The 20,878-nt window shown below is 54.7% G+C and carries 20 protein-coding genes; 11 read left to right on the top strand and 9 right to left on the bottom strand.

Going from position 1 to position 20,878, the window contains the following annotated elements; all coding sequences use genetic code 11:
- Positions 1-203: 203 nt before the first annotated feature.
- The gene (locus tag ACQYWX_RS00570; protein ID WP_431687526.1) at positions 204-1,208 is read right to left on the bottom strand and encodes a serine/threonine protein kinase; all 1,005 of its coding nucleotides are present in this window, start codon (positions 1,206-1,208) and stop codon (positions 204-206) included.
- A gap of 93 nt (positions 1,209-1,301) precedes the next feature.
- Positions 1,302-2,057, bottom strand: coding sequence for a DUF1566 domain-containing protein (locus ACQYWX_RS00565; RefSeq protein WP_431687525.1), 756 nt, complete (start codon positions 2,055-2,057; stop codon positions 1,302-1,304).
- A gap of 286 nt (positions 2,058-2,343) precedes the next feature.
- On the opposite strand from ACQYWX_RS00565, the gene ACQYWX_RS00560 reads away from it, so the two are divergent.
- Positions 2,344-3,708, top strand: coding sequence for a substrate-binding domain-containing protein (locus ACQYWX_RS00560; protein WP_431687524.1), 1,365 nt, complete (start codon positions 2,344-2,346; stop codon positions 3,706-3,708).
- Positions 3,709-3,761: 53 nt separating this feature from the next.
- Here the strand turns inward: ACQYWX_RS00560 and ACQYWX_RS00555 are convergent, their stop codons facing one another.
- From ACQYWX_RS00555 to ACQYWX_RS00540, 4 genes are all read right to left on the bottom strand, one after another.
- Complete coding sequence (locus ACQYWX_RS00555; RefSeq protein ID WP_216735326.1) at positions 3,762-5,195, bottom strand: serine/threonine-protein kinase; 1,434 nt, start codon at positions 5,193-5,195, stop codon at positions 3,762-3,764.
- Between the two features lie 347 nt (positions 5,196-5,542).
- Positions 5,543-6,427 carry a Tll0287-like domain-containing protein gene (locus ACQYWX_RS00550; RefSeq protein ID WP_216735325.1) on the bottom strand — a complete coding sequence of 295 codons (885 nt, stop codon included), beginning with the start codon at positions 6,425-6,427 and terminating at the stop codon, positions 5,543-5,545.
- 103 nt (positions 6,428-6,530) lie between these two features.
- The gene (locus ACQYWX_RS00545) at positions 6,531-7,544 is read right to left on the bottom strand and encodes a hypothetical protein (protein ID WP_216735324.1); all 1,014 of its coding nucleotides are present in this window, start codon (positions 7,542-7,544) and stop codon (positions 6,531-6,533) included.
- A gap of 318 nt (positions 7,545-7,862) precedes the next feature.
- On the bottom strand, positions 7,863-8,633 hold the full coding sequence (locus tag ACQYWX_RS00540; RefSeq protein ID WP_431687523.1) for a glutathione S-transferase N-terminal domain-containing protein: 771 nt from the start codon (positions 8,631-8,633) through the stop codon (positions 7,863-7,865).
- A 209-nt stretch (positions 8,634-8,842) separates the two neighbouring features.
- Here ACQYWX_RS00540 and ACQYWX_RS00535 point away from each other — a divergent pair, with 209 nt between their 5' ends.
- From ACQYWX_RS00535 to hypA, 8 genes are all read left to right on the top strand, one after another.
- Positions 8,843-9,385 (top strand): glutathione peroxidase, encoded by a 543-nt coding sequence (locus tag ACQYWX_RS00535; protein WP_279500499.1) that lies wholly within the window; start codon positions 8,843-8,845, stop codon positions 9,383-9,385.
- Between the two features lie 138 nt (positions 9,386-9,523).
- A complete protein-coding gene (locus tag ACQYWX_RS00530; RefSeq protein WP_431687522.1) occupies positions 9,524-10,201 on the top strand; it encodes an SIR2 family NAD-dependent protein deacylase in 678 nt (225 codons plus the stop codon).
- Between the two features lie 147 nt (positions 10,202-10,348).
- Positions 10,349-12,184, top strand: coding sequence for an NAD(P)H-dependent oxidoreductase subunit E (locus tag ACQYWX_RS00525; RefSeq protein ID WP_431687521.1), 1,836 nt, complete (start codon positions 10,349-10,351; stop codon positions 12,182-12,184).
- Complete coding sequence (locus tag ACQYWX_RS00520; RefSeq protein WP_431687520.1) at positions 12,181-12,939, top strand: 2Fe-2S iron-sulfur cluster-binding protein; 759 nt, start codon at positions 12,181-12,183, stop codon at positions 12,937-12,939. Before ACQYWX_RS00525 ends, ACQYWX_RS00520 begins: the two co-directional genes overlap by 4 nt.
- The gene (locus ACQYWX_RS00515) at positions 12,936-13,499 is read left to right on the top strand and encodes an NADP oxidoreductase (RefSeq protein WP_216735318.1); all 564 of its coding nucleotides are present in this window, start codon (positions 12,936-12,938) and stop codon (positions 13,497-13,499) included. Before ACQYWX_RS00520 ends, ACQYWX_RS00515 begins: the two co-directional genes overlap by 4 nt.
- An 11-nt stretch (positions 13,500-13,510) precedes the next feature.
- On the top strand, positions 13,511-14,983 hold the full coding sequence (locus tag ACQYWX_RS00510) for a Ni/Fe hydrogenase subunit alpha (protein ID WP_431687519.1): 1,473 nt from the start codon (positions 13,511-13,513) through the stop codon (positions 14,981-14,983).
- 18 nt (positions 14,984-15,001) lie between these two features.
- Positions 15,002-15,481, top strand: a complete 480-nt coding sequence (locus ACQYWX_RS00505; protein WP_431687518.1) for a hydrogenase maturation protease — start codon at positions 15,002-15,004, stop codon at positions 15,479-15,481.
- Positions 15,474-15,815, top strand: a complete 342-nt coding sequence (gene hypA, locus ACQYWX_RS00500) for a hydrogenase maturation nickel metallochaperone HypA (protein WP_431687517.1) — start codon at positions 15,474-15,476, stop codon at positions 15,813-15,815. Before ACQYWX_RS00505 ends, hypA begins: the two co-directional genes overlap by 8 nt.
- A gap of 28 nt (positions 15,816-15,843) precedes the next feature.
- On the opposite strand, the gene ACQYWX_RS00495 is transcribed toward hypA, so the two are convergent.
- The 3 genes from ACQYWX_RS00495 to ACQYWX_RS00485 all read right to left on the bottom strand — a co-directional run bounded on the left by ACQYWX_RS00495 (position 15,844) and on the right by ACQYWX_RS00485 (position 18,576).
- Complete coding sequence (locus ACQYWX_RS00495; RefSeq protein ID WP_279500516.1) at positions 15,844-16,173, bottom strand: hypothetical protein; 330 nt, start codon at positions 16,171-16,173, stop codon at positions 15,844-15,846.
- 155 nt (positions 16,174-16,328) lie between these two features.
- Positions 16,329-17,645 (bottom strand): sulfite oxidase, encoded by a 1,317-nt coding sequence (locus tag ACQYWX_RS00490; RefSeq protein WP_279500517.1) that lies wholly within the window; start codon positions 17,643-17,645, stop codon positions 16,329-16,331.
- A gap of 127 nt (positions 17,646-17,772) precedes the next feature.
- Positions 17,773-18,576 (bottom strand): rhodanese-like domain-containing protein, encoded by an 804-nt coding sequence (locus ACQYWX_RS00485; RefSeq protein WP_216735312.1) that lies wholly within the window; start codon positions 18,574-18,576, stop codon positions 17,773-17,775.
- Between the two features lie 1,029 nt (positions 18,577-19,605).
- On the opposite strand from ACQYWX_RS00485, the gene udk reads away from it, so the two are divergent.
- Both udk and ACQYWX_RS00475 read left to right on the top strand, forming a co-directional pair.
- A complete protein-coding gene (gene udk / locus ACQYWX_RS00480; protein WP_011394096.1) occupies positions 19,606-20,232 on the top strand; it encodes a uridine kinase in 627 nt (208 codons plus the stop codon).
- A 224-nt stretch (positions 20,233-20,456) separates the two neighbouring features.
- A complete protein-coding gene (locus ACQYWX_RS00475; RefSeq protein WP_431687516.1) occupies positions 20,457-20,819 on the top strand; it encodes a hypothetical protein in 363 nt (120 codons plus the stop codon).
- The last annotated feature ends 59 nt before the right edge of the window (positions 20,820-20,878 follow it).

Below are 20,878 nucleotides of genomic sequence, written 5' to 3'. Positions count from 1 at the left end.
CGCCGCATCTACGCCGGCAAATAGCGCAAAGCAACGTTTTTTCTTTTACATCAATTATTAACGGTAGAGCTGATTTCAGCCATCTCTCAACATGTAGGAGCGTTGAAAAAAGCGGAAGCTGAAACCGGAAAGTGTCGGAATCCGCCATGCGAGGTATCGGGTTTCAATACCTACATGGCGATACAATCTGACTGGATCGCGCTTTAGCGAACCTGATAGGAAGGGAGTCGTAGTGGCTCTTCGTTTAACGCCGCAAGTTGCTCACGCAGCTCCAGTATATGATCTCCCCAATAACGCGCGGAATTGAACCAGGGGAAGTTGCGCGGAAACGCGGGATCGCTCCAACGGCTGGCCAGCCAGGCGCAGTAGTTCAACATGCGCAGCGTCCGCAACGCTTCAACCAGTCTCAGTTCAGAAGGACGGAAATCATAGAATTCGTTATACCCTTCAATGATTTCCACCAGCTGCGCCGTCCGGTTGGCGCGATCGCCAGACAGCAACATCCAAAGATCCTGTATGGCCGGGGCCATGCGGGTGTCGTCGAAATCCACAAAATGAGCGGCGTCATCGCGCCACAGCATGTTGCCTACGTGACAGTCGCCATGAGTGCGGATATAAACATAGTCGCCGCCATCACCAATGATTTCTTCCAGCGCCTGCAATAAATCACGCGTCAATGAATCATAGGAAGCGCGTAATTCACTGGGAACGAATTGTTCCTGCACCAACGCCACCGCGTCGCGGCCAAAACTTTGCGTATCGATGCGCGGACGATGCTGGAAGGGCTTGACCGCTCCCACCGCGTGAATACGGGCCAACAGACGACCCAAGGTCAGCAGGCTATCGAAATTATCCAGTTCCGGCGCATGGCCGCCTTTGCGAGGAAACAGAGAGAAGTGAAACTCTCCCGCCTGCGGCAGCGTTCCGCCATCGCTCAGGCGTAGCGGCGCCACCACGGGCAGCTCCGCCTCCACCAGTTCATAACAGAACTCATGTTCTTCGAGGATTTGTTCCCGGCTCCAGCGATTCGGCCGGTAGAACTTAGCGATCAGGGGATCGGCGCCTTCTACGCCTACCTGATAAACGCGGTTTTCGTAGCTATTGAGGGCGAAGATACGTCCGTCGCATAAATAGCCCTGGCTCTCGACGGCGTCCATGATAAATTCGGGGGTTAAAGCATCGAAAGGATGTGTGTTCGGCGCAGTCATGTTGAGATCCTGTATCCAAGTGCGCCCAACATATCAGATCTGAACCGGTTCAGCGATAGTGAACCTTACCCACATGGAATTGCGTTAGCGCCTCTAGCGAACGGGTCCGGAGGTGAGCCGGAGGTGATGCGCCAAGCGCTTTTCCGCGATGTAGGGAAAGCCATTATTAAAGTCCACGGACCAGGCCAGCGTCCTCGCCTTTTCCACTTCCGTGGAGGTCCAGTAATTGCCGGAGATGGTGTTGGGAAAGAAGTCCGTATCAATATCCGGATAATAACGGGTGGGGTGCTCCAAGGTCCGTAGCTCCGCCGCCTCAGGCAGACGCCAGTCGGAAGCGCCGCACAGACTTATTTCCCGCACTTCCCTCACGTAGGCGGCGGTATCGCATTCAGAATACAGGCACAGTCCACGGTTATAGACGCTGCCTCCCGGCGGCGGCGCGTCTGGCTCCGCATCCGCGTCCGGCAAGTCGCCTTCCCGCGCCCACGAGTAGGTGTGCTCAGCGTCCTGCAGACCACCGTCAGTCCGCTTAACTTCCCACAAAAGCCCGGTACTGCGATCAAATACACAGGACCACTCCCCCGTCTCTGGCGAAAGCTCTGCGCCGCCAGCGTCTATTTTAACGAACCGGGGACCCTCATCCGCGCCAGCAGGAGTCTGCTCCTGTTCGCCCGAACCATTTACAGTATTGGGTAGTTCCGGATTTTTCTGATCAAGCGCCACCGTCTCATCCTGCAGAGAGGCTTCTGGGGTGTTGAAGATATACAACAACGCGGCGATCAGCGCCGCCAGCAGCAGAATCGCGCACACCACTTCCAGGAACGTGGCCCAAGCAACAGATCGACGCATATCAGGCTCAACTCATATTCAGCAAGCAGGAGATTCGTCCCTGAGCATAACCTATACCCAAATTAGTATGGACTCTCAGAGAAAGTACGCTTGTTACCCAACATATTTTATTCATTTATTTGAACTATACTTCGTCATACATGCATGACGAAGCTGAAACAATGCGGCCTCCTAATCGGAACCTTTTGTTACAGTTCTGTCATATTTCTGTCATAAATACTTAATAGCATCAACGCTCCTTTCCAACCTGACACACTGTTCTTTTCAAATGAGAGATATAAAAATTGTGCGCGCACGTCGGTTCACCGCTTTCATAAGCCTGGCGCTAATCTTCGCCAGCCTGCGTGTCAATGCGTTAACCCCATTCAGTCAGGAAGACGTTCCCACAAAAGGATATTTATTCGAAGTTCATGGCTCCAACACCATTGGCGCCGCTCTGGCCCCAGCTCTGATAAAACGCTACTTAGAGGAGCGCGGGGCGCAGAATGTCACTGTGAAAAGCGCCGGCAAAGAAAATGAAGCCGTCGTAAGCGGAACCGTGCAAGGCAAATCCATCGCCGTCAGAGTCGCAGCTCATGGCTCCAGCACCGGTTATAAAGCATTAAAATCCGGAGAAGCAGACGTGTGGGCCTCATCCCGCCCTGTCAGAGACTCCGAAGCGAAAGAGCATCAGAAACGCGCTGACCTGAAGGCGCTGGATTCAGAGCACGTCATCGCCGTTGATGGTCTGGCCATACTGGTGCATCCGCGCAATCCGGTGAAGTCCCTAACCACCACTCAGGTAGCGGAGCTGTTTTCCGGCAAAATCAACAACTGGAAGCAGGTCGGCGGCCCGGATATGGCGGTGACCGTTTACGCCCGAGACGAAAGCTCAGGCACCTGGGATACCTTCTCCAGTTTAGTGCTCGGCGATGCCTATAAACTGGTGAAAACCGCCAAACGTTATGAATCCAACGATCAGTTGTCCGACGATGTAAGCAAAGACCGCGGCGCTATTGGTTTCAGCGGCTTCGCTTCTGTGCGCAGCAGCAAAGCATTGGCCATCGCCGAGGCGAACAGCCCCGCCATTGCGCCGGATCAACTCAGTCTGGCGACGGAAGACTATCCCCTGGCGCGTCGCTTGTTCTTCTACACCAGCGGGCGCCCGGATAAAGCCGCCATTGACGGGTTTATCCACTTCACACACTCCGCCATGGGCCAGGACATTGTCGCGGACAGCGGCTTTGTTTCTCAGAATATTGTGGAAGTCGATCCCAAACTGGATAACAGCGTCCCGGAATCTTTCCGCCAGCTAACCCGCAATTACAATCGCCTGACGGTGAACTTCCGCTTCGCCGCCGGACGCAGCAAGCTTGATAACAAAGCCCAACGCGATCTGGAGCGTTTGTTGGAGTACTTACGCGAAAGCGGTCGCTCGTCAACGGATCTCATGCTGATTGGTTTCGCAGACAAAAGCGGAGATGAGCTACGCTCGCAAATGGTGTCCGAGCTGCGCGCCAATGCAGTCAACCGTGCATTGAAAGAGCGCGGCGCAGAGGTCAAGGCGGTAACCGGCTATGGCCAGTACATGTCTGTCGGCGCCAGCGGCGGCGAGCATGGAGCAAGTCGTAACGGACGAGTGGAAGTCTGGGTGCGCAAAGACGCGAAGTAATAGCCAATCGCCGCTGGGTTCCCTAGCGGCGATCCTGCCCTTTTAGATTCTTTTTAGATCGACTTACGCGCCTTGGAGATAAACTGGGTGCGTTCCGATTCATCTGGAATGCTGTTGGCCAAGTCCTTGAACAGCGTTTCCATATCCGATGAGCTTTTCACCGATTTACGCACCAGCCGCGAAGCCAGTGGGCCGACATGATGCGCCAATAACTGGGTTAGCTTCTGCAAAGTTTCTCCACTTAACGTCAACGGGCCAGACTGTCCTGGCCTGATAGACGAACGCGTACCAATGGTGGTGATGCGCGATGCGCCACTGCCAGTGGTTTCGCTGGGCATGGAGCGAATCCCCGTGCGATTCAACGTATTGAGGAAATTACGCCGCTCGACTTCATTGGGAATATGACGGGAAAGTTTCTCGATCATCTCCTGCAGGGTCGTCGAGGATGCGGCGGCATTGCGAATCATATGGTGCGCCACCGGCCCAAGGAACGGCGCCAGCGTCTGGCTCAATATCAGAGACACTTCCGGCGACAGCGCGATCTGGGAACTTGACGCGGAGCTGTAGGTGGAAGGTTGATCTGTCTGACGACCAGCGAAAGTAACCTTGCTTTGAATCACCGTCGCGGCGAGATCGTTGAGATCCGGCACATACACCTGATTAGGCGCCAGCAGCGTCTTCAAGGCGATGGCGAATTCCTGTCCGGTTTCATAACGGTCTTTCGGCTCTGCGGTCAACGCCTTCGCCAATAGACCAGAGAAGGCGCGATCCAATTGCACTGGCAGTGTGGGGCTGTCGGCGATGAATTGCAGAATTTCTTTCTCCGTCCAGGGCAAACCGCCCTTTTGCGGACGTTTACCGGCGATCAATTCCAGTAAGACGATGCCGGCGGAAAACAGGTCGCTACGTCCGTCAACCCGGTCGCCGCGCAGCGCTTCCGGGGACATGTAACTGGGCGTGCCGATCACGTCGCCGACATTGGTCAGCTCGGAGGTATCCAGTTTTGCGACGCCGAAATCCGTCACTTTCACATGACCGGATTCCAGCAAAAGAATATTGGCGGGTTTAACGTCGCGGTGCACCACCCCTTTCAGGTGAGCGTAATCCAGAGCTTCCAGCACCTGAATGACCAAGTCGCCAATCTGACGTACGGAAAGCTGCATGTTTTCCCGCAGGAAAGAACGCAGATCGATGCCGTCGACGAACTCCATCACCATATAGGGCGAGTTCTTGAAGACGCCGAAATCAAAGACGGTAACGATATTAGTGTGCAGACAGCGGGCCGCCGCCTGGGCTTCCTGACGGAAACGGGCCAGCAGGCCTCCGTCAGTCTGGTCCACCATCAGGTGGGCGTGCAGCATCTTGATAGCGACCGGGCGATCAATGTCCGGGTCATGGCCTTTGTACACCACGCCCATTGCGCCCTGGCCGATGGTGGACTCAACGCTATATTTTCCGATTACGTCAAATGGTGGTTTCGTCGACATAGTTCTTACGTACTGAGCAAAGCAAACCGCCACGCCGCTAAGCGGGCGCCGACAGCCGTCTTCCGTGTAACATCCGATTTAACCCGCCTGCGCACAGAGCAGTGCGGCGTATCCCCAAAAGTCCTTCAGTATAGGTAAGCTTACTCTACGCTTACTTGAACCATACAAACCAATTCGTTGATTTTTGTAAGTTTGAGAAGAGGTCCCGGACTTGACTTACAATGCGGCCAATATAGCGCGAACCTTCACGTCATCGCCATAGCGGCCACTTAAAAGGTTGTAATGCAGACGCACCCGACATGGTCGACGGGCGCATCGACGTCTCGCCTGAGCTGGCTACTTTATACTCAAGGCTCGCCAGTTTCGTCCAACAATCTGACAGCGTTAGCCAAACTACGATGCATACGGTTAAAGGACTGAGTCAGAGAGGAAATCTCATCGTTGCCTTTCACCGGCATTTCCTCCGCTTCCAACGCGCCCAGACTGACTTCGTTAGCTTTATCGGACAATTTCTTGACCGGACGGATAACCACGAAGTCCAGCATGACGTTGAGCAGCACCGCAATCACCAGGAAAACGCCTACCAGCAAGCCGATAAACAGTTTGAAGGTTTCATCCGCCCGTTGCAGCGGCAGCGACATAGGCACCGATACGATCTGGGCGCCGACCACTTCATCCTGCTTCCAACCGAAACCGTTAGAGCTGCCGTACATGTCGATCATGGTCTGCGGCGCCGCGCTGGGGGTGCTGTGACAGGCCAGACATTTCGGGTCAGTGATCTTGATTGGGCGGCTCATATAGAGAGAGGGACCTGTCGGCGTTTCCCGGGTGCCGACCAGTTCCGGCGCGCCATCGTTGTTGCGGAAATGGTTGATAATGTCCGCTTCCCAATCTGAAGCGCGGTCCGCTGGATTGGTTGGATTCAGCGTGGCTTCCCGGTAGCTGTATTCAGGATATTCCTTCTGCAGCTTGCCAATATAGCGGTGCGCCGCATAAGCCGGCACGGTCTGCGGTAAAAACTGGCGCTTCTGCTGCAACGCCAACAATGGACGCACTTCATCAACGGTGTAACCGCGTACGGCGAACGCGCTCTGCATCATGATTCGGGCGCTGTCGAGCACCTCTTCCCGCGCGTTTTTCTGCAACAGTTCATAAACCAGAAAGGCCGCCAGAGCGATGCCGGCGCAAGAAGCCAAACCCAATACAAGGTTAAATTTAAGTCTTAAGGTCATCCCCGAAACATCCTTCAGCTATGATTTACTTTTTTCGTTCGGCTGGGCGGTCGTAACAATTACCTTTGACGCCGCCGCCATTCGTTCCGTGTCTAATGCGTGATTACAGGTTTTTGCAGTTGAGAAAAACCGGTATCGCCTGCTTCAACACCGTCGCCGGTATCACCGCCTGCTGGGTTTGGGTTTGCGGCCAGCTTGGCCAGAAACCTAATTTAACCGTCAGTTTGTTGGCGTTTTGCAGCGCGCGGCTATGGTCTCCTTTTATCCGCGCGTTTGTCTCCTGAAACACTTCATTAAAGTCCAGAACGGTTTGTTCCGCTAATTGCAGGCCGACGCCGGGATAGGTCAGGTCAAGGTTCGATCTGGTGTATACGTTGATCTCCTTGGCCAACACCTCAATCCATACGTTGGAATTTTCATAGCCGTCGAATATCGGATGACGCTCCGAACGCAGTCGACATACGCCGATGTGCGCGCTATCCCAATCCTTCTCCAGCATCCAGCCGCCGAAATCATAGGGCAGCATGCTACCGGTAATCTGTAGTCCTGATGTTTCTTTTGGTTGCGACAGCATAGCGGTCTCAACGACAGGTTTTGTCTCTGCGCTGGTATCCGCTGTCTCTTTTTTCGCAGTGTCTTTCTTTACGCTTTCTTTAGTCGCCGCCGGCTTGGTTTGCGACTTCTCCGCTTCTTTCTTTTTCGCAGAAGCGCCGTTTGAGGAGCTGGCGGTTTTCTTGGTCGCCGTTTTTTCCTTTACGGTCTTTTTAGCGGCGGGCGTATTGGCTTTCTGTTTTGCAGTCGATGTGGTCTTCTGCGTCGTCTTGCCAGCGTTTGTCTGATCAGCGCCATCGGCGCTTTCCATCGTCGCAGATCCCGCTTCCGAGGTTGCGTCCGTCATACCTGGCGTGGTTGACGTCGCCGCTTCTTGCGAAGTGGTCGCATTTGTCGTTTCAGTAGTAGAGGGAGTGGCGTACTGCTTGTCTTCCGTCTTGGCGCCGGAGTCCGTCGAGGGTTTGATTGAAGACATGTTACAACCGCTGAGAGCAACCGCCCCCACCAGCAGCAGATTACGCGGTATAGAGAAGCACAAGTCCTTCGCAGACAACTTATTTTTCATTTCTAGCCCTAGCACATTCATCCAGATAGTTGTTCGAGATTCCATAATTGGCGCATCCGACCGCGATAAGCGGCGCAGGCCGAGCTGCTAATCATGGCAATTGCCCGCGTTGGCTTCAATGCCTATTTTGTATAGTCATGAGAGTTTGTTGCGAAACGCCCTCCTCATTTCACCCACTCCCAAAGAAAGGACTCTCCCTGATAGAACACGCGGCGCGCGTTCACCAAGTTACAGGGACGCGCGATAGGTTAAGGAGCGACAGTATAGCGCGGCGGGAATATGAATGCTTTCAAGTAATTATCAGCATAATCCGCAGGCTCAGACAGCGTAGGCGGCGTTCAGATACTTGAGAATTTCCGCGGATTCAAACAGCCCTGCGCCTTCACCGCGATTCGGGTCCACCAGAAACGGCGCCTGTACGCGTCCATGTTCCTTGAGAAAAGCCTCTCTTTTACTTCCCGGCAAAGGTTTGTATTCGCCCAAATGCAGCCGTTGCACCGCCGGCCCCAAGTCCGCCAACTGTTGTTTACTCAGGTTGACGAGAAGATAGGGTATTTCCAATTCGCATAAGCGTTCGCGCACCAGCCGCGAGAAGGGACTGGATTCAAAACTGTACAGCGCCAACGGTTTCTTCGGCGCATTGGAGGGCTCCGCCTTCAGGCCTTTCCCTCCACGCACCAATGTCGCCAGCCTGGAGCCTGTCAAATTAATGAAGGATTCCCTCAACGCCGCAGGCGGCTGTTTGGCGCGGTACTGACGAAACAGGTAAGTAACGATAGCCTGCGCGCCCGCGATTTTTTCATTCGTATTTGGATCGTACAGAAATGGGACCGCGTCGCCACCGGAAAGTTCCTGCAAACGCTGACGATGCCTCACGCCGCCTTGCGGAACCGGATAAATCATGGCGTCGAGGTTCAACTCCGTCAGCGCTTCCCGCACCAGACGGCAATGCGGACAGCCTTCGCGATCAAACAGTTCTGGCGCTTTCTCGGGTTGCGCCGTTTTGCGGCTACCCATCGTGCCCCGCCAACGTCGCAGGGTGGACGCCAACGTGGAGCCAAGCACATCAAAATTGTGGGAGTTGAACATGGCTAACGCCTCATAATGACCAAAGGTCAATTATTCTAGGCCGGCTTTTTTCACCGGTTCAAGTGGCGCGAGCAAACAACTCGCAATCTATAGTAAGACCGGCTCCGTATTTATTGAGGACGGCTACTCCACGCGCACTCGATCATCATAGACTTTCGCCAGCGCCCTGCCGCACAATCAGTCAGTACTGACTAACAAGGAAAACGGTCATGCCCAGATTCATCAAAACAGCGTTACTAAGCCTTTTACTGTGTCAAAGCGCGTCAGCGCTGGCGGCCTGTCCCGCCTTGCTGGACGGCGACGTCAAAAAGCTGCACTCCAGTCAATCCATCAATTTATGCGAACGCTTCGCCGGCAAGCCGCTGGTGATCGTTAATACGGCGAGCTACTGCGGTTTTACCCCTCAGTTCAAAGGGCTGGAGGCGATGTATAAGCGCTATCGGGAACAAGGCCTGGAAGTCATCGGCATGCCCTCGGACGACTTTAATCAGGAAGACAGCGATGCAGGAAAAACTGCGGCAGTGTGTTTCGTTAATTACGGCGTTACCTTCACCATGACAGACGCCCACCCCGTCAAAGGACCCAACGCGCATCCCTTGTTCCGTAATCTGGCGGAGCAGACCGGGAAGCCTCCGCAATGGAACTTTCATAAATATGTGGTAGACAAAGAAGGTCGCGTTGTCGCCGCATTTCCCAGCCGCACTACGCCGGAAGACCCGGACTTCATCGCCGCCGTGGAGAGCGTTCTCTAAGCCCGATTCGTCCGAGCTTTACCCCGGCGCCGCGCCGGGCTATGTTTAGCCTTGTTGGGTCGCTTAACGTCAGCGGTCCTGTTCGGGCCGGCGTACATGCCGGCGAATGCACAGCTAATCATACTCTGAGGAAAGTTCGTGGCTCATATCGTCGTGCTCAGCGGCGCTGGCATAAGCGCCGAAAGCGGCCTGCCTACGTTCCGGGACGTGGGCGGACTATGGAAACAATACAGCGTACATGATCTGGCGTCCCCCGGCGGTTGGGAACGCGATCCGCAATTGGTGCTGGAGTTTTACAACACCCGTCGCCAACAGGCCCGGGAAGCCCAGCCCAATGCCGCGCACATGGCCCTCGCCGCGCTGGAATCGCAACATCGCGTCACCATCATTACGCAAAACATCGACGACTTGCACGAGCGCGCAGGGTCCAGCAACGTCGTCCACCTACACGGTGAAATCATGAAAGCGCGCAGCAGTGTCGATGAACGTTATCTGGTTGATCTGGATGACCGGGATATTGCGCTGGGCGATCTATGTCCTCAAGGCAAACAAATGCGACCGCATGTGGTCTGGTTCGGAGAAATGGTTCCGATGCTGGAGGCCGCTGCGGATATCGTCGCCACGGCGGACGTTCTATTGGTGGTGGGCACCTCTCTGCAGGTCTATCCCGCCGCAGGATTGGCGTACGCCGCGCCGCCCAGTTGTCCAATAACGGTGATCGATCCCGGCGAAGATGTGAAAGTCAAAGGCGCCACGATTATCCGTAAAACCGCCTGCGCCGGTGTGCCTGAATGGATCGCATCTCTTAAGCTATAGATTTTTCAGGGAAAAACAGACGCACGTCAAAATACCTTCCCTGACTGACGATACTATGGAATACGCTGGGCGGCGTTGCGACCTGCGTTCGCCGTTCAGCGTCATCAACCCAATCGGGAAATCTCGCACGCGCCGACGGGACGAAGCATGGATAACGATAACGCAACTCTCATCAAGCAAGCCTGCGCCGACTATGACAACGATCCGCGCCGGATGATGGACATCCTGTGGCAGGTGCAGGATAAGCTGCGCTGCATCGATGGCGAGGCGATGTCGCTGATCGCCTCGCTTACCGGAACCTATCGGGTTGAAGTGGAAGGCGTCGTCAGTTTCTATGCCTTTTTTTCCGACAAACGCAAAGGCGATATCACGATTCGCTTGTGCGATGACATCATTGACCGTCATGCCGGCGCGCAGGCGGTGGCCGAGGCGTTTTCCGGCGCTCTCGGAATCCAGCCGGGCGAAACCAGCGCCGATGGCGCATTTTCCCTGGAGTTCACGCCCTGCATCGGCATGTGCGATCAGGCCCCTGCGGCATTGATCAACGATGTGGTCGTCACCCGTCTGACGCCAGCCAAAGTCAAAAGTATTCTGCGAACTCTGCGCAAGACCAAAGACCCGCAAACGCTGATCGGCAAGACCGGCGATGGCGCTAACAGCCACCCTTTGGTTCAGGCCATGGTGCGCAATAATATTCGCCAGCCCGGGCCGGTCCTTTTGACCGACGCCGATCCAGAACAGGGTCTGCACGCCGCTTTGCAGTTATCGCCGCAAGAGGTGATCGCCCACGTCGAAGAGTCGCTACTGCGCGGACGCGGCGGCGCCGGGTTTCCTACTGGCAGAAAATGGCGGCTGGCGGCGGCGCCCCCCGCCGAAGAACGTTATGTCATCTGTAACGCGGATGAAGGCGAACCCGGCACGTTCAAGGATCGCGTGTTGCTGACCGAAAAACCTGATTTGCTGTTCGCGGGAATGACGATCGCCGCCTACGCGGTAGGGGCCCGCCACGGCATTCTCTATCTGCGCGGCGAATACCGCTATCTGCGCGCCTACCTGGAAGAAACACTGCAACGTCGCCGGGAACAGAATTTACTGGGCTCGGGCATTCTCGGACGAAAGGATTTTACTTTCGATATTCGGATTCAGATGGGCGCCGGCGCGTATATTTGCGGGGAAGAAAGCTCTCTGATCAGCTCCTGCGAAGGCAAGCGCGGCGAACCCAAAAATCGCCCGCCGTTTCCCGTGCAATCGGGGTATCTGGGCTATCCCACCGTGGTCAATAATGTGGAAACCCTGAGCTGCGTTCCACGCATCATGGCGCAGGGCGCAACCTGGTTTCGCGGCATGGGAACCACAGGCAGTTCCGGAACCAAATTGCTCAGCGTCAGCGGAGACTGCGCGCGTCCCGGCATCTATGAAGTCGCCTTTGGCGTCACTCTCGCAGAGATTCTGGAGCAGGCCGGAGCCCAAGACGCCGCCGCTATCGTAGTCGGCGGCGCCAGCGGACAGATAGTAGGACGCACCGAATTTCACCGCCGCCTGTGTTTTGAAGATCTCGCCTCCGCCGGCGCCATTGTCTGCTTCAACAGCTCCCGCAACATTCTTGAAGCCGCCGCCTACTACATGGACTTTTTCATCGAGGAAAGCTGCGGCTACTGTACGCCTTGTCGCGTGGGCAACGTTTTCCTGAAAAAGGGTCTGGAAAAAATCATGCACGGAGAGGGCGAACCGGAGGATCTCGATTATCTGCGCAACCTGAGCGACACCATCATCGCCACCAGCAGATGTGGACTCGGGCACACCTCCCCTAACCCCATTCTCTCCACCATGGAATATTTCCCCCTGGTATACTCCGCCATGGTGAAGGAACGACCTGACGGCATGCAGGCGGGTTTCAATATTCAAAAGGCGCTGGACGAGGCCAGAATCATCGCCAAGCGGCGCTCGCTCATCTATGACCCGGCTTATGGAGACAAGGAATGAGCACAGAGTTCGAATTCACCGTAGATGGAGAAACCGTCGTCGCCAAGCCCGGCCAGACCATCATGGACGCCTGCGACGACGCCGGCGTTTACATTCCCCGTCTGTGCGACGTGGAAGGACTGGTTCCGCAAGGCAGTTGTCGCGTCTGTACGGTAAAGGTCAACGGTCGCACTGCCGCCGCCTGCACACAGCCTGCGGAACCTGGCGTCGTGGTGGAAAACGATACGTCGCAAGTCCAGGGTTATCGTCGCGATCTGGTGCGCATGCTGTTTCACGAAGGCAATCATCTGTGTCCGATCTGCGAGGCCAGCGGTCGCTGCGAGCTACAGGCCATGGCTTATCGCCTGGGCATTTCCCAGGACAGCCTGTATCCCTATCTGCAACCGGTGCGCCCGGTGGACGCCTCCCACCCGGATATCGCCCTGGACACCAACCGCTGCATCTTATGCGGGCGCTGTATTCGCGCCTCCCGGGATGTGGACGGCAAGAATATCTTTGAATATGTGGGGCGCGGCATTCATAAGCGGATTGGCGTCAATGCGGAGAACCTAGCCGCCAGCAACGCCTCCATTGACGACTACGCCATGTCTCTGGAGGTCTGTCCGGTCGGCTGCATCATCCGTAAAAGAGAGGGATTTTTCGCCCCGATAGGCCAACGCCAGTTCGACAACCAGCCCATCGGTTGGAAAATTGAAGCCCGCCATAAAAACCGTATCGCCGTGCATCAGATCGATCCGTCCGAGGAACAGTCATGAAACGTAAAAAGCGCATCGCCACGGTTTCTCTGGCGGGCTGTTTCGGGTGCCATATGTCCTTATTGGACATGGACGAGCACATCCTGGAATTGATGGAGCTTGCGGAATTTGACCGTTCCCCGCTGACCGATTTCAAAACCTTTTCCCGCCGCTGCGATATCGGCGTGATCGAAGGCGGCTGCTGCAATGAAGAAAACGTCCACACCCTGCAGGAGTTCCGCAAGCACTGCGACGTACTGGTGGCGGTGGGGCAATGCGCCATCATGGGCGGCCTGCCGGTGATGCGTAACGCCATTATGCATTCGGAAGACCCATTACGGGAGTGCCTGGAAGAAGCCTATTCCAGCAGCGCCAAGGTATATAACCCCAACAATCAGATTCCCAATGACGCAGCGCTGCCGCTGTTGCTGGACAAGGTATACACCTGCGCGGAAGTGGTCAAAATCGACTACCAGATTCCCGGCTGCCCGCCGACTGGAGAAGTGCTTTGGGCCACATTGGCGGCGCTGATCAAAGGCGAGCCGGCGCCACAGGAATACCACATGATCAAATACGATTAGGACTGGCGCTGATGAATATTGATAAGCCCAAAACCCGCATTGTGGAAATAGAACCTGTCACCCGCGTGGAAGGTCACGGCAAGGTCACCATTCACCTGGATGACGATAACAATGTGGCGGAGGCCCGCCTGCATATTGTGGAGTTTCGCGGTTTTGAGCGTTTCATTCGCGGACGCCTGTTATGGGAGGCGCCGGTGATTGTACAGCGTCTCTGCGGCATCTGCCCGGTCAGCCACCACATCGCCGCCGCCAAGGCGATGGATGTGATCGTCGGCGCCGACGTACTGCCGCCGACAGCGGAGAAAATGCGTCGTTTGATGCACTACGGTCAGGTGATGCAAAGCAACGTGCTGCATTTCTTTCACCTGAGTTCGCCGGATCTGTTATTTGGTTTCGACGCGCCTCGCGGCAAGCGTAATATCTTCAACGTCATCAAAGAGTTTCCCGATCTGGCCAAACAGGGCGTGCTGATGCGCAAATACGGCCAAGAGGTGATTCTGCATACCGCCGGCAAGAAAATTCACGGCACCGGCGCAATACCCGGCGGCATCAATAAAAATCTGTCTCTGCAGGAAAGAGATCTGTTGTTGCAGGACATTGAGCAGATGAAAGTCTGGGCCAAAGGCGCGGTGGACATCGCCAAGGGTTACACGCTTGAACACCTGTCTCAGGTGGAGCAGTTCGCCAACTCTAACTCCAGTCATTTGTCCCTGGTGCGCGAAGACGGCGCGCTGGACCTATATCACGGCGGCCTGCGCGCCACTGACGCCGCCGGCAATATCATCTTCGATCACGTGGATTATCAGGACTTTAATGACTACATCATGGAGGAAGTGCGGCCCTGGTCGTACATGAAATTTCCCTTCATAAAAAGTCGCGGCGCGCTGGATGGCTGGTATCGCGTCGGCCCCTTGTCCCGCCTGAATAATGTCGCCTTTATCGATACGCCCCTGGCGAACGCCGAGCATAAAGAATTCAGGGCGTTGACCCACAATAAGCCCAACCATATGAGTCTGGCCTATCACTGGGCGCGGATGATCGAAGTGCTGCACTGCGTGGAGAAGATTCACGAGCTGCTGCTGGACCCGGACCTGCAAGGCGCCGATCTCCGAGTCACTGGAGAACGCCGGGAAGAAGGCGTCGGCGTTATCGAAGCGCCGCGCGGCTCTTTATTCCACCACTACAAAGTCGACAAAAACGATCAGATCACTTACTGCAACCTGATTGTTTCCACTACTCACAACAACAACGGCATGAACCGGGCCGTTACGGATGTAGCGAAAAAATATCTGAGCGGTAAGAAGCGCATCACGGAGGGCATGCTGAACCACGTGGAAGTCGCCGTACGCGCCTATGATCCCTGCCTGTCCTGCGCCACCCACGCTCTGGGGCAAATGCCCCTGACCGTGGAGCTGTTCGATGCTGACGGAACGCTCGTTCACAGCAACAGCCAGCATATGGGACAGGGCATTCCCCCGGACTGAGTTCAAAGGATCCCAACAATGATGACCAAGGACATCAATTTATCCACCCTGGTGATTGGTTACGGCAATCCTGGCCGTCAGGACGACGGACTCGGACCCGCCTGCGCGGACCGCATTGCGGAACTTAATCTTGCTGGCGTGACGGTGGAAACCAACTACCAGCTCACGGTGGAAGACGCTTTGGAACTAAGTCGTTATCAGCAGGTCGTCTTTATCGACGCCAGCCTGCGCGGCGGCAAACCTTTTTTTCTTCAGCAAATAGAAGCCGACGACGAGTGCCCCATGAGCAGCCATGTGTTGTCGCCGCAAGCAGTAGTGACCTTGTCCCGCACCTTGTTTAGCGCCGACACGGAAGCCTTCCTGATGGGCATTCGCGGGTATGCTTTCGATCGCTTCGAAGAAGCGCTGTCGCCAGAAGCGCAACACAACCTCAATCAGGCTTTCGACTATCTGGCGAGCTGGTTGCAGAGCAGAGAGAAACATCGCGGTTATGCATGAGTTGTCGATCATGGAGAACGTCGTGCAACTGATTGAGGACAGCGCGGCAAAGGAAAGCTTTCAACGGGTCGTCAAAATCGTGCTGGAAATCGGCGAACTGTCGCACGTCGAGACCAGCGCCATGGACTTCTGCTTCAGCGCCGTCGCCAAAGGCACGGTTGTTGAAAACGCCACACTGGAATACCTCTCCATACCCGGCGCAGGCCAATGCCCGCACTGCCATCAGGCCACCCCACTCCACCAACTCTACGATCCCTGCGCTCATTGCGGGAAGTTTGGCGTACAAGTCACCGCCGGCATGGAAGTGCGCGTGCGTGGCGTAGAGGTGGAATAAGCCTGAATCTGGCGTTGTATGGACGCCGTCATGGCGCGTTATTGCGACGCTGGGCGTGCGTCTCCGGATTAAAGTTCGTCGACAGATACTCCAGAATCAGACTGCGTAATTCCGCATTGAGTTCTGGCATGCCCTGTTCTTCCTGCATCCAGGTAAGCACTTCATCCCAGCTTTCTTTGCTGAGCCCCTGCTGTTTCACCAGCGCCAGGGAATGACAGGCGCCACACAGCGCGCCGGCTTCCTGCGATCCAGGGCCTTCCGGCCAGTCCGAGCCGAATGGAGACTCCGCGCCGCTTGCAGAAGTCGTCAGGCTCAATGCGCTGGCGAACAGGAGAGGAGTCAGAGTTTTTATTGTCATGGTTTTTCCTCTTTTTAAGGGAGGATTAAAGACGTAAATATCTGGGTTAGCCAGGGTTACACAAACACGCCGCTGGCTCTTCTTTCCAATGAGAGAAAAGCCAGGGCGCATCTGTCAGCATCCCAATATCATTGGGCGCTAACCCCTATCCCGGATCAAGCGTCCACGATCACCGCAATACGGTGCATGCTGTTGTTCAGGTACCCTTTTGGATTCCAGTTCACAGCGAAAGGCTGCATGTTGCCTTTGTCATCCGTGGCTCTGGCCCAGATTTCATAGTATCCGCGAGTGGGGAAAGTCACTTCCGCATACCACTCCTGCCAGGAGTAGGGATTGGGTGGCGCTTTCAGATCCGCCTGCACCCAGGTGACGCCGAAGTCATAAGAGATATCCATGCGCTTGACCACGTTATCCCCCGCCCAGGCATGGCCGTGCACTTTCAGAGTGCGCGTCTTGATGGTCTGGTTAGTCTGCGGGGTGGTGATCAGGGACTTGACCGGCATGGACTCAATGATTTTGTAGTCCTCGTCCGCAACATGCGTTCCGGGCGCCACCGGGAATTTGGGCACGCGATAGGAAGATCCGGTCATTTTGGGGCCGTCATGCACCACATCCCGCAACTGAATTCGGCTCAGCCACTTTTGCGAGGTGGAGCCCGGCCAACCCGGACAGATGGTGCGCACTGGAAAGCCATGCAGCGCCGGCAGAGGCTCGCCGTTCATCGCATAGGCGATGATGGAGTGAGGGTCCATCGCCTTGGAAATAGGCACGCCTCTGGAGATCGGGGTTTTGCTGGGATCGCCGGACAAGTGTCCGTCCAGACTGTGATGCGCAGTATAAATCGCTGACGGTTTGACGCCCGCCGCCTTCAACAAATCCGCGTAACGCACGCCGGTCCACTCGGCGTTGCCGATAGCGCCCACTGTCCACTGATTGCCCTTCGCCGGAGGATTGAACGCCGCGCGTCCATTACCGCCACACTCCAACTGCAGCTTCAACGTGACCGGTTTGAACTTGGACTTGAGCTCATCCAACGACAGCTCCAGCACTTTCTCTACTTCACCGTCGATGGTCAGCTTCCAGTCAGACGCATCCATGCGATGCGCGATCTCAGGCACAACACCGTTATTACGGACGAAATGCCGGCTGGTGGGAGTGACAGCGTCATCAAGCAAGTGAGCGGGGGTTTCAGCGTTGATAGGACGGTCGTTCAGCAAAGTCAGTCCGTCTTTACCGCCGAATAAGCCGATTTCCGTGTCTTCCGCCATCGCAGCCGGTATCAGACCGGAGGGGAAATTGCGATGAAAAGGAATCGCCATTCCCAGCATCGCCCCCATGGCGCCCAGGCCGGCGCCTTTCAGAAAGCCGCGTCGATCAGAATGGGCGCGGCGCCCAAACACCAGATAATCCGCGCGTTCTGGATCATCCGCGTACAACTCATATAGCCCCCGTTCTTTCTTATCATCCGTCATGGTGGTTCCTCACTTTTTTTATGTCCCTTGCCTAGGGTGGTTTTATAAATTGGAAACGACGCTCATTTACGCTCAGGCGGCGCGGAAAGCGCCTGACAGGCTTTTCCGCACGGCCGGTCTGGTCCGCCTAAAGCGTTTTATAGTATTCGTCGATTCCTCCGGCCATGAAGTAGTAGGAAGATACGTTCTGCTTCTCCAGATAGTACTGCAGCCATCGGATCTGCTTGCCTGCTTGATCGTAGATCAACAAAGGCACGTTGCGTTTCTTCGCCTGATTGATGTATCGGTCGATCAAATCCGGACGATCCAAAGGCGCGCGTTTTTCACGCATGAAAAAGATAGCGATGCCTTCTCTTTGCTGCTTGTCGCGCACATCCAGAACAATGCCATCGGTTTTGACGATTTTATCTTCAAACTCCGCCACAGTGATCGTGTGCGCCTTGAGTTTGTCCTTGCCGATGAGGCGAGCGGGATCGCCCAGGATTTCGCCAAACAGGTTGGTGTCTTGCGGGTACGCTTTGGCGTAATCAAACACTCCGGCGTCGTAGACGATGACGTTCTCAATGCCGTATTTGCGGCATTTGCTGGCGGCTTTATAGGATTTGAGACAGGTTTTACCGTTGCAATACAACGCCAGCTTCTTGCCGGGATGCTGCTTCTGCAACGCCTGCATTTCCTCCGCGAAGTTATGGGATGTGTATGAGACGTTGAAAGCGCCCTTTATGTGCAGCGTGTTGTACTCATAGTCCGTGCGTACGTCGACGGCGACAATTTCGCCAGCAGCCAGCTGCTGATAAAACTCCTGGAGTTCAATGAAATCTACGGCCGGATATTGGCGACGACCGGGAAACTCGTCTTCTTCCGCATGGGCCGAGAGGGTGAAAAGAAGAAATACAATATATGCCAGATTGCGTGGCGAACATGTAAACATCTTATGACGTCCTTTGTTATAAAGCTGTTTATACCGAACTTATGTTTGCAAACATCAAGCGCGAACAGGCGAATCGTCAGGCATGCTTTCCTCAAAGCGTTGGTGCGGCGCACATGCGTAGCAATACCCGCGCAGACTCTGCGCCTGCACAGCAAAAACGCCGAAAATTATCCGAGCCGCAGTGAGTCCAAGACAGCCTTACGGACTAAATGGTCAATTTGGAGAAGCTTGAGTGAGCGAAACAGGTCAGGGGCAAGATCGAGAGTATTCTGTCCATGGGCAAATCCATCTATATCCTCGTTTTCCATTAATAAAAAGCGCGCCGCTCACAGAGCTGCACGCGTCCGTTATGATTGCAGAGAAGCGAAGCCGCGTCATCTAACGTGATACTTCGTGGCGAACATTAATAAAACAATTGATGCGTGCAGATCAACTGAAATAACAGAATTTATTGAGATTAACGCTGTTAAGTAACATTTAAATCAATTCTGAAACATTTCTTTACATTACTGCCTGTTTTTCATCAATTTCCCACTTTATTCCCAACAATAAAAAGCGCCTCTGACGCAGGCTAATCACCAACATCAGAGGCGCTTTTGTTTATGTATGGCTAACGCTGATTATCGCCGTCGATGATTAAAAATAAATGTCATTGAGATAATTACACCGCGTATTTGCGCATATTATTGACTAGAAGTTTCCTTTTCATATATCTCAGCTTCAACATCGCTCGAACAATCAAATTCGATAACTGTATTTGGAGTGATATTGTAAGGGAGTTCAATTGAATGATAATTATGGCCATTTACGCCCCCAATCGTTGTTATTTGGCCCAGGGTGGCGGGACATGCGAGCAAGAGTTCTAGTCTTGAGCTAGGCCAATACTTAAAAGATGCGGAGTTACTGGAGGCCAAGAAGCCATATAGACCAGAGAACAAGGAATCTGGCAGGAATATTGACCCTGTTCATGACAGTTCAGGAGCAAGGCATTAAACTAGGCGGGTCTGACCACATTTGGATATTTCCTGCATGTCTCCCATTTTTATTGGCATCACCGGAGCCTCCGCATCCGGCAAGAGCCTTTTATCCGTCACAATCTATGACGAACTGAAAGAAGAAGTTGGCGCCCACCATATCGGCATTATCAAAGAAGACTCTTACTACAAGGACCAAACTCACCTTTCCATGGAGGAAAGGCTGAAGACCAATTACGATCATCCCTCCGCATTCGACCACGGTCTGTTGGTGCGTCACATGGACCAGCTCAAGGAAAAGCGCGCCATTGATGTACCGGTCTATGACTACAAAGAGCACAACCGGGCAAAAGATTCGATCTCCATGGAGCCGCGTCGGGTCATCATCATTGAAGGCATTCTGCTGCTGTCGGATAAAAATATCCGCAGTCGCCTGGACACCAGTATTTTTGTCGACACGCCCCTGGATATCTGTCTGCTGAGACGTTTACAGCGTGATATAGAAGAGCGTGGCAGAACCATGGAATCGGTCATCAAACAGTACAAATCCACTGTCCGCCCCATGTTTCTCGAGTTTGTAGAGCCCACCAAACAATACGCTGACATCATCGTCCCCAAAGGCGGCAAAAACCGCGTCGCCATCGAGATGCTGAAGGCCCGCATCAAGCAGCTACTCGCCTGATTTTCAAAGACCCGTTGTTGCATTGACGATGACAACGGGTCCTAACGCCAAACTTGTCTTCCTCTCGCAAGTCTCAAACGTGAGTATTTCACAATTCCTTTGCGCCACATTGCGCTGCTCAGTCATCTCTCTGGATTTAAGCTCTGTCTTCAGGGGTTGTTAAACGGGAATTTCCATTTTTCGCCCGACCCCGCCAGACAACACAACCGCAAAGGAGAGACACGATGTCCGACATAACTAACGACGTATCCGCAAGCACTCGTCCACAAGCCAGCGAAAGCGATCGCCGCACCTTCCTTCGCAATGCCGCGTTGGTAACTGGCGCAGCCTCTATCACCAGTTTTTCCGGCGTCGCTTCCGCCGCAGACGACAGTGGCGTAACCCGCGACCGTAAAACTGTCAGCGCTTCATTCGATCCGCAGTACGAAGTCAGCATCTGGGACTTGCAGAATATTCTGGAACAGATTCTGAACCAGTCAGGCTGCCCTACCTGCGGGTTGGTCGGTCTCGATCTGCGCCTGGGACTGGACCCCGTTGTCAAAATCCAGTCCAAGATTCCCGTCAACGTCACTCTTTACGGCGGATAAGCGCCAATTAACTCAACCGGTCCGGTCTGCCGGACCGGCGGGACAGCAGCCGGAGCCTT

Source organism: Hahella sp. NBU794 (assembly GCF_050749805.1).
Lineage (GTDB): Bacteria > Pseudomonadota > Gammaproteobacteria > Pseudomonadales > Oleiphilaceae > Hahella.
Note: the sequence above shows the minus strand (reverse complement) of the source record. Positions and strands in the feature narration are given on the sequence as shown.

Bases quoted from the DNA above. Each gene is read 5' to 3' on its own strand.
- ACQYWX_RS00570 (WP_431687526.1), bottom strand. From the start codon at position 1,208: ATGACTGCGCCGAACACACATCCTTTCGATGCTTTAACCCCCGAATTT.
- ACQYWX_RS00565 (WP_431687525.1), bottom strand. From the start codon at position 2,057: ATGCGTCGATCTGTTGCTTGGGCCACGTTCCTGGAAGTGGTGTGCGCG.
- ACQYWX_RS00555 (WP_216735326.1), bottom strand. From the start codon at position 5,195: ATGTCGACGAAACCACCATTTGACGTAATCGGAAAATATAGCGTTGAG.
- ACQYWX_RS00550 (WP_216735325.1), bottom strand. From the start codon at position 6,427: ATGACCTTAAGACTTAAATTTAACCTTGTATTGGGTTTGGCTTCTTGC.
- ACQYWX_RS00545 (WP_216735324.1), bottom strand. From the start codon at position 7,544: ATGAAAAATAAGTTGTCTGCGAAGGACTTGTGCTTCTCTATACCGCGT.
- ACQYWX_RS00540 (WP_431687523.1), bottom strand. From the start codon at position 8,633: ATGTTCAACTCCCACAATTTTGATGTGCTTGGCTCCACGTTGGCGTCC.
- ACQYWX_RS00535 (WP_279500499.1), top strand. From the start codon at position 8,843: ATGCCCAGATTCATCAAAACAGCGTTACTAAGCCTTTTACTGTGTCAA.
- ACQYWX_RS00525 (WP_431687521.1), top strand. From the start codon at position 10,349: ATGGATAACGATAACGCAACTCTCATCAAGCAAGCCTGCGCCGACTAT.
- ACQYWX_RS00520 (WP_431687520.1), top strand. From the start codon at position 12,181: ATGAGCACAGAGTTCGAATTCACCGTAGATGGAGAAACCGTCGTCGCC.
- ACQYWX_RS00515 (WP_216735318.1), top strand. From the start codon at position 12,936: ATGAAACGTAAAAAGCGCATCGCCACGGTTTCTCTGGCGGGCTGTTTC.
- ACQYWX_RS00510 (WP_431687519.1), top strand. From the start codon at position 13,511: ATGAATATTGATAAGCCCAAAACCCGCATTGTGGAAATAGAACCTGTC.
- ACQYWX_RS00505 (WP_431687518.1), top strand. From the start codon at position 15,002: ATGATGACCAAGGACATCAATTTATCCACCCTGGTGATTGGTTACGGC.
- hypA (WP_431687517.1), top strand. From the start codon at position 15,474: ATGCATGAGTTGTCGATCATGGAGAACGTCGTGCAACTGATTGAGGAC.
- ACQYWX_RS00495 (WP_279500516.1), bottom strand. From the start codon at position 16,173: ATGACAATAAAAACTCTGACTCCTCTCCTGTTCGCCAGCGCATTGAGC.
- ACQYWX_RS00490 (WP_279500517.1), bottom strand. From the start codon at position 17,645: ATGACGGATGATAAGAAAGAACGGGGGCTATATGAGTTGTACGCGGAT.
- ACQYWX_RS00485 (WP_216735312.1), bottom strand. From the start codon at position 18,576: ATGTTTACATGTTCGCCACGCAATCTGGCATATATTGTATTTCTTCTT.
- udk (WP_011394096.1), top strand. From the start codon at position 19,606: ATGTCTCCCATTTTTATTGGCATCACCGGAGCCTCCGCATCCGGCAAG.
- ACQYWX_RS00475 (WP_431687516.1), top strand. From the start codon at position 20,457: ATGTCCGACATAACTAACGACGTATCCGCAAGCACTCGTCCACAAGCC.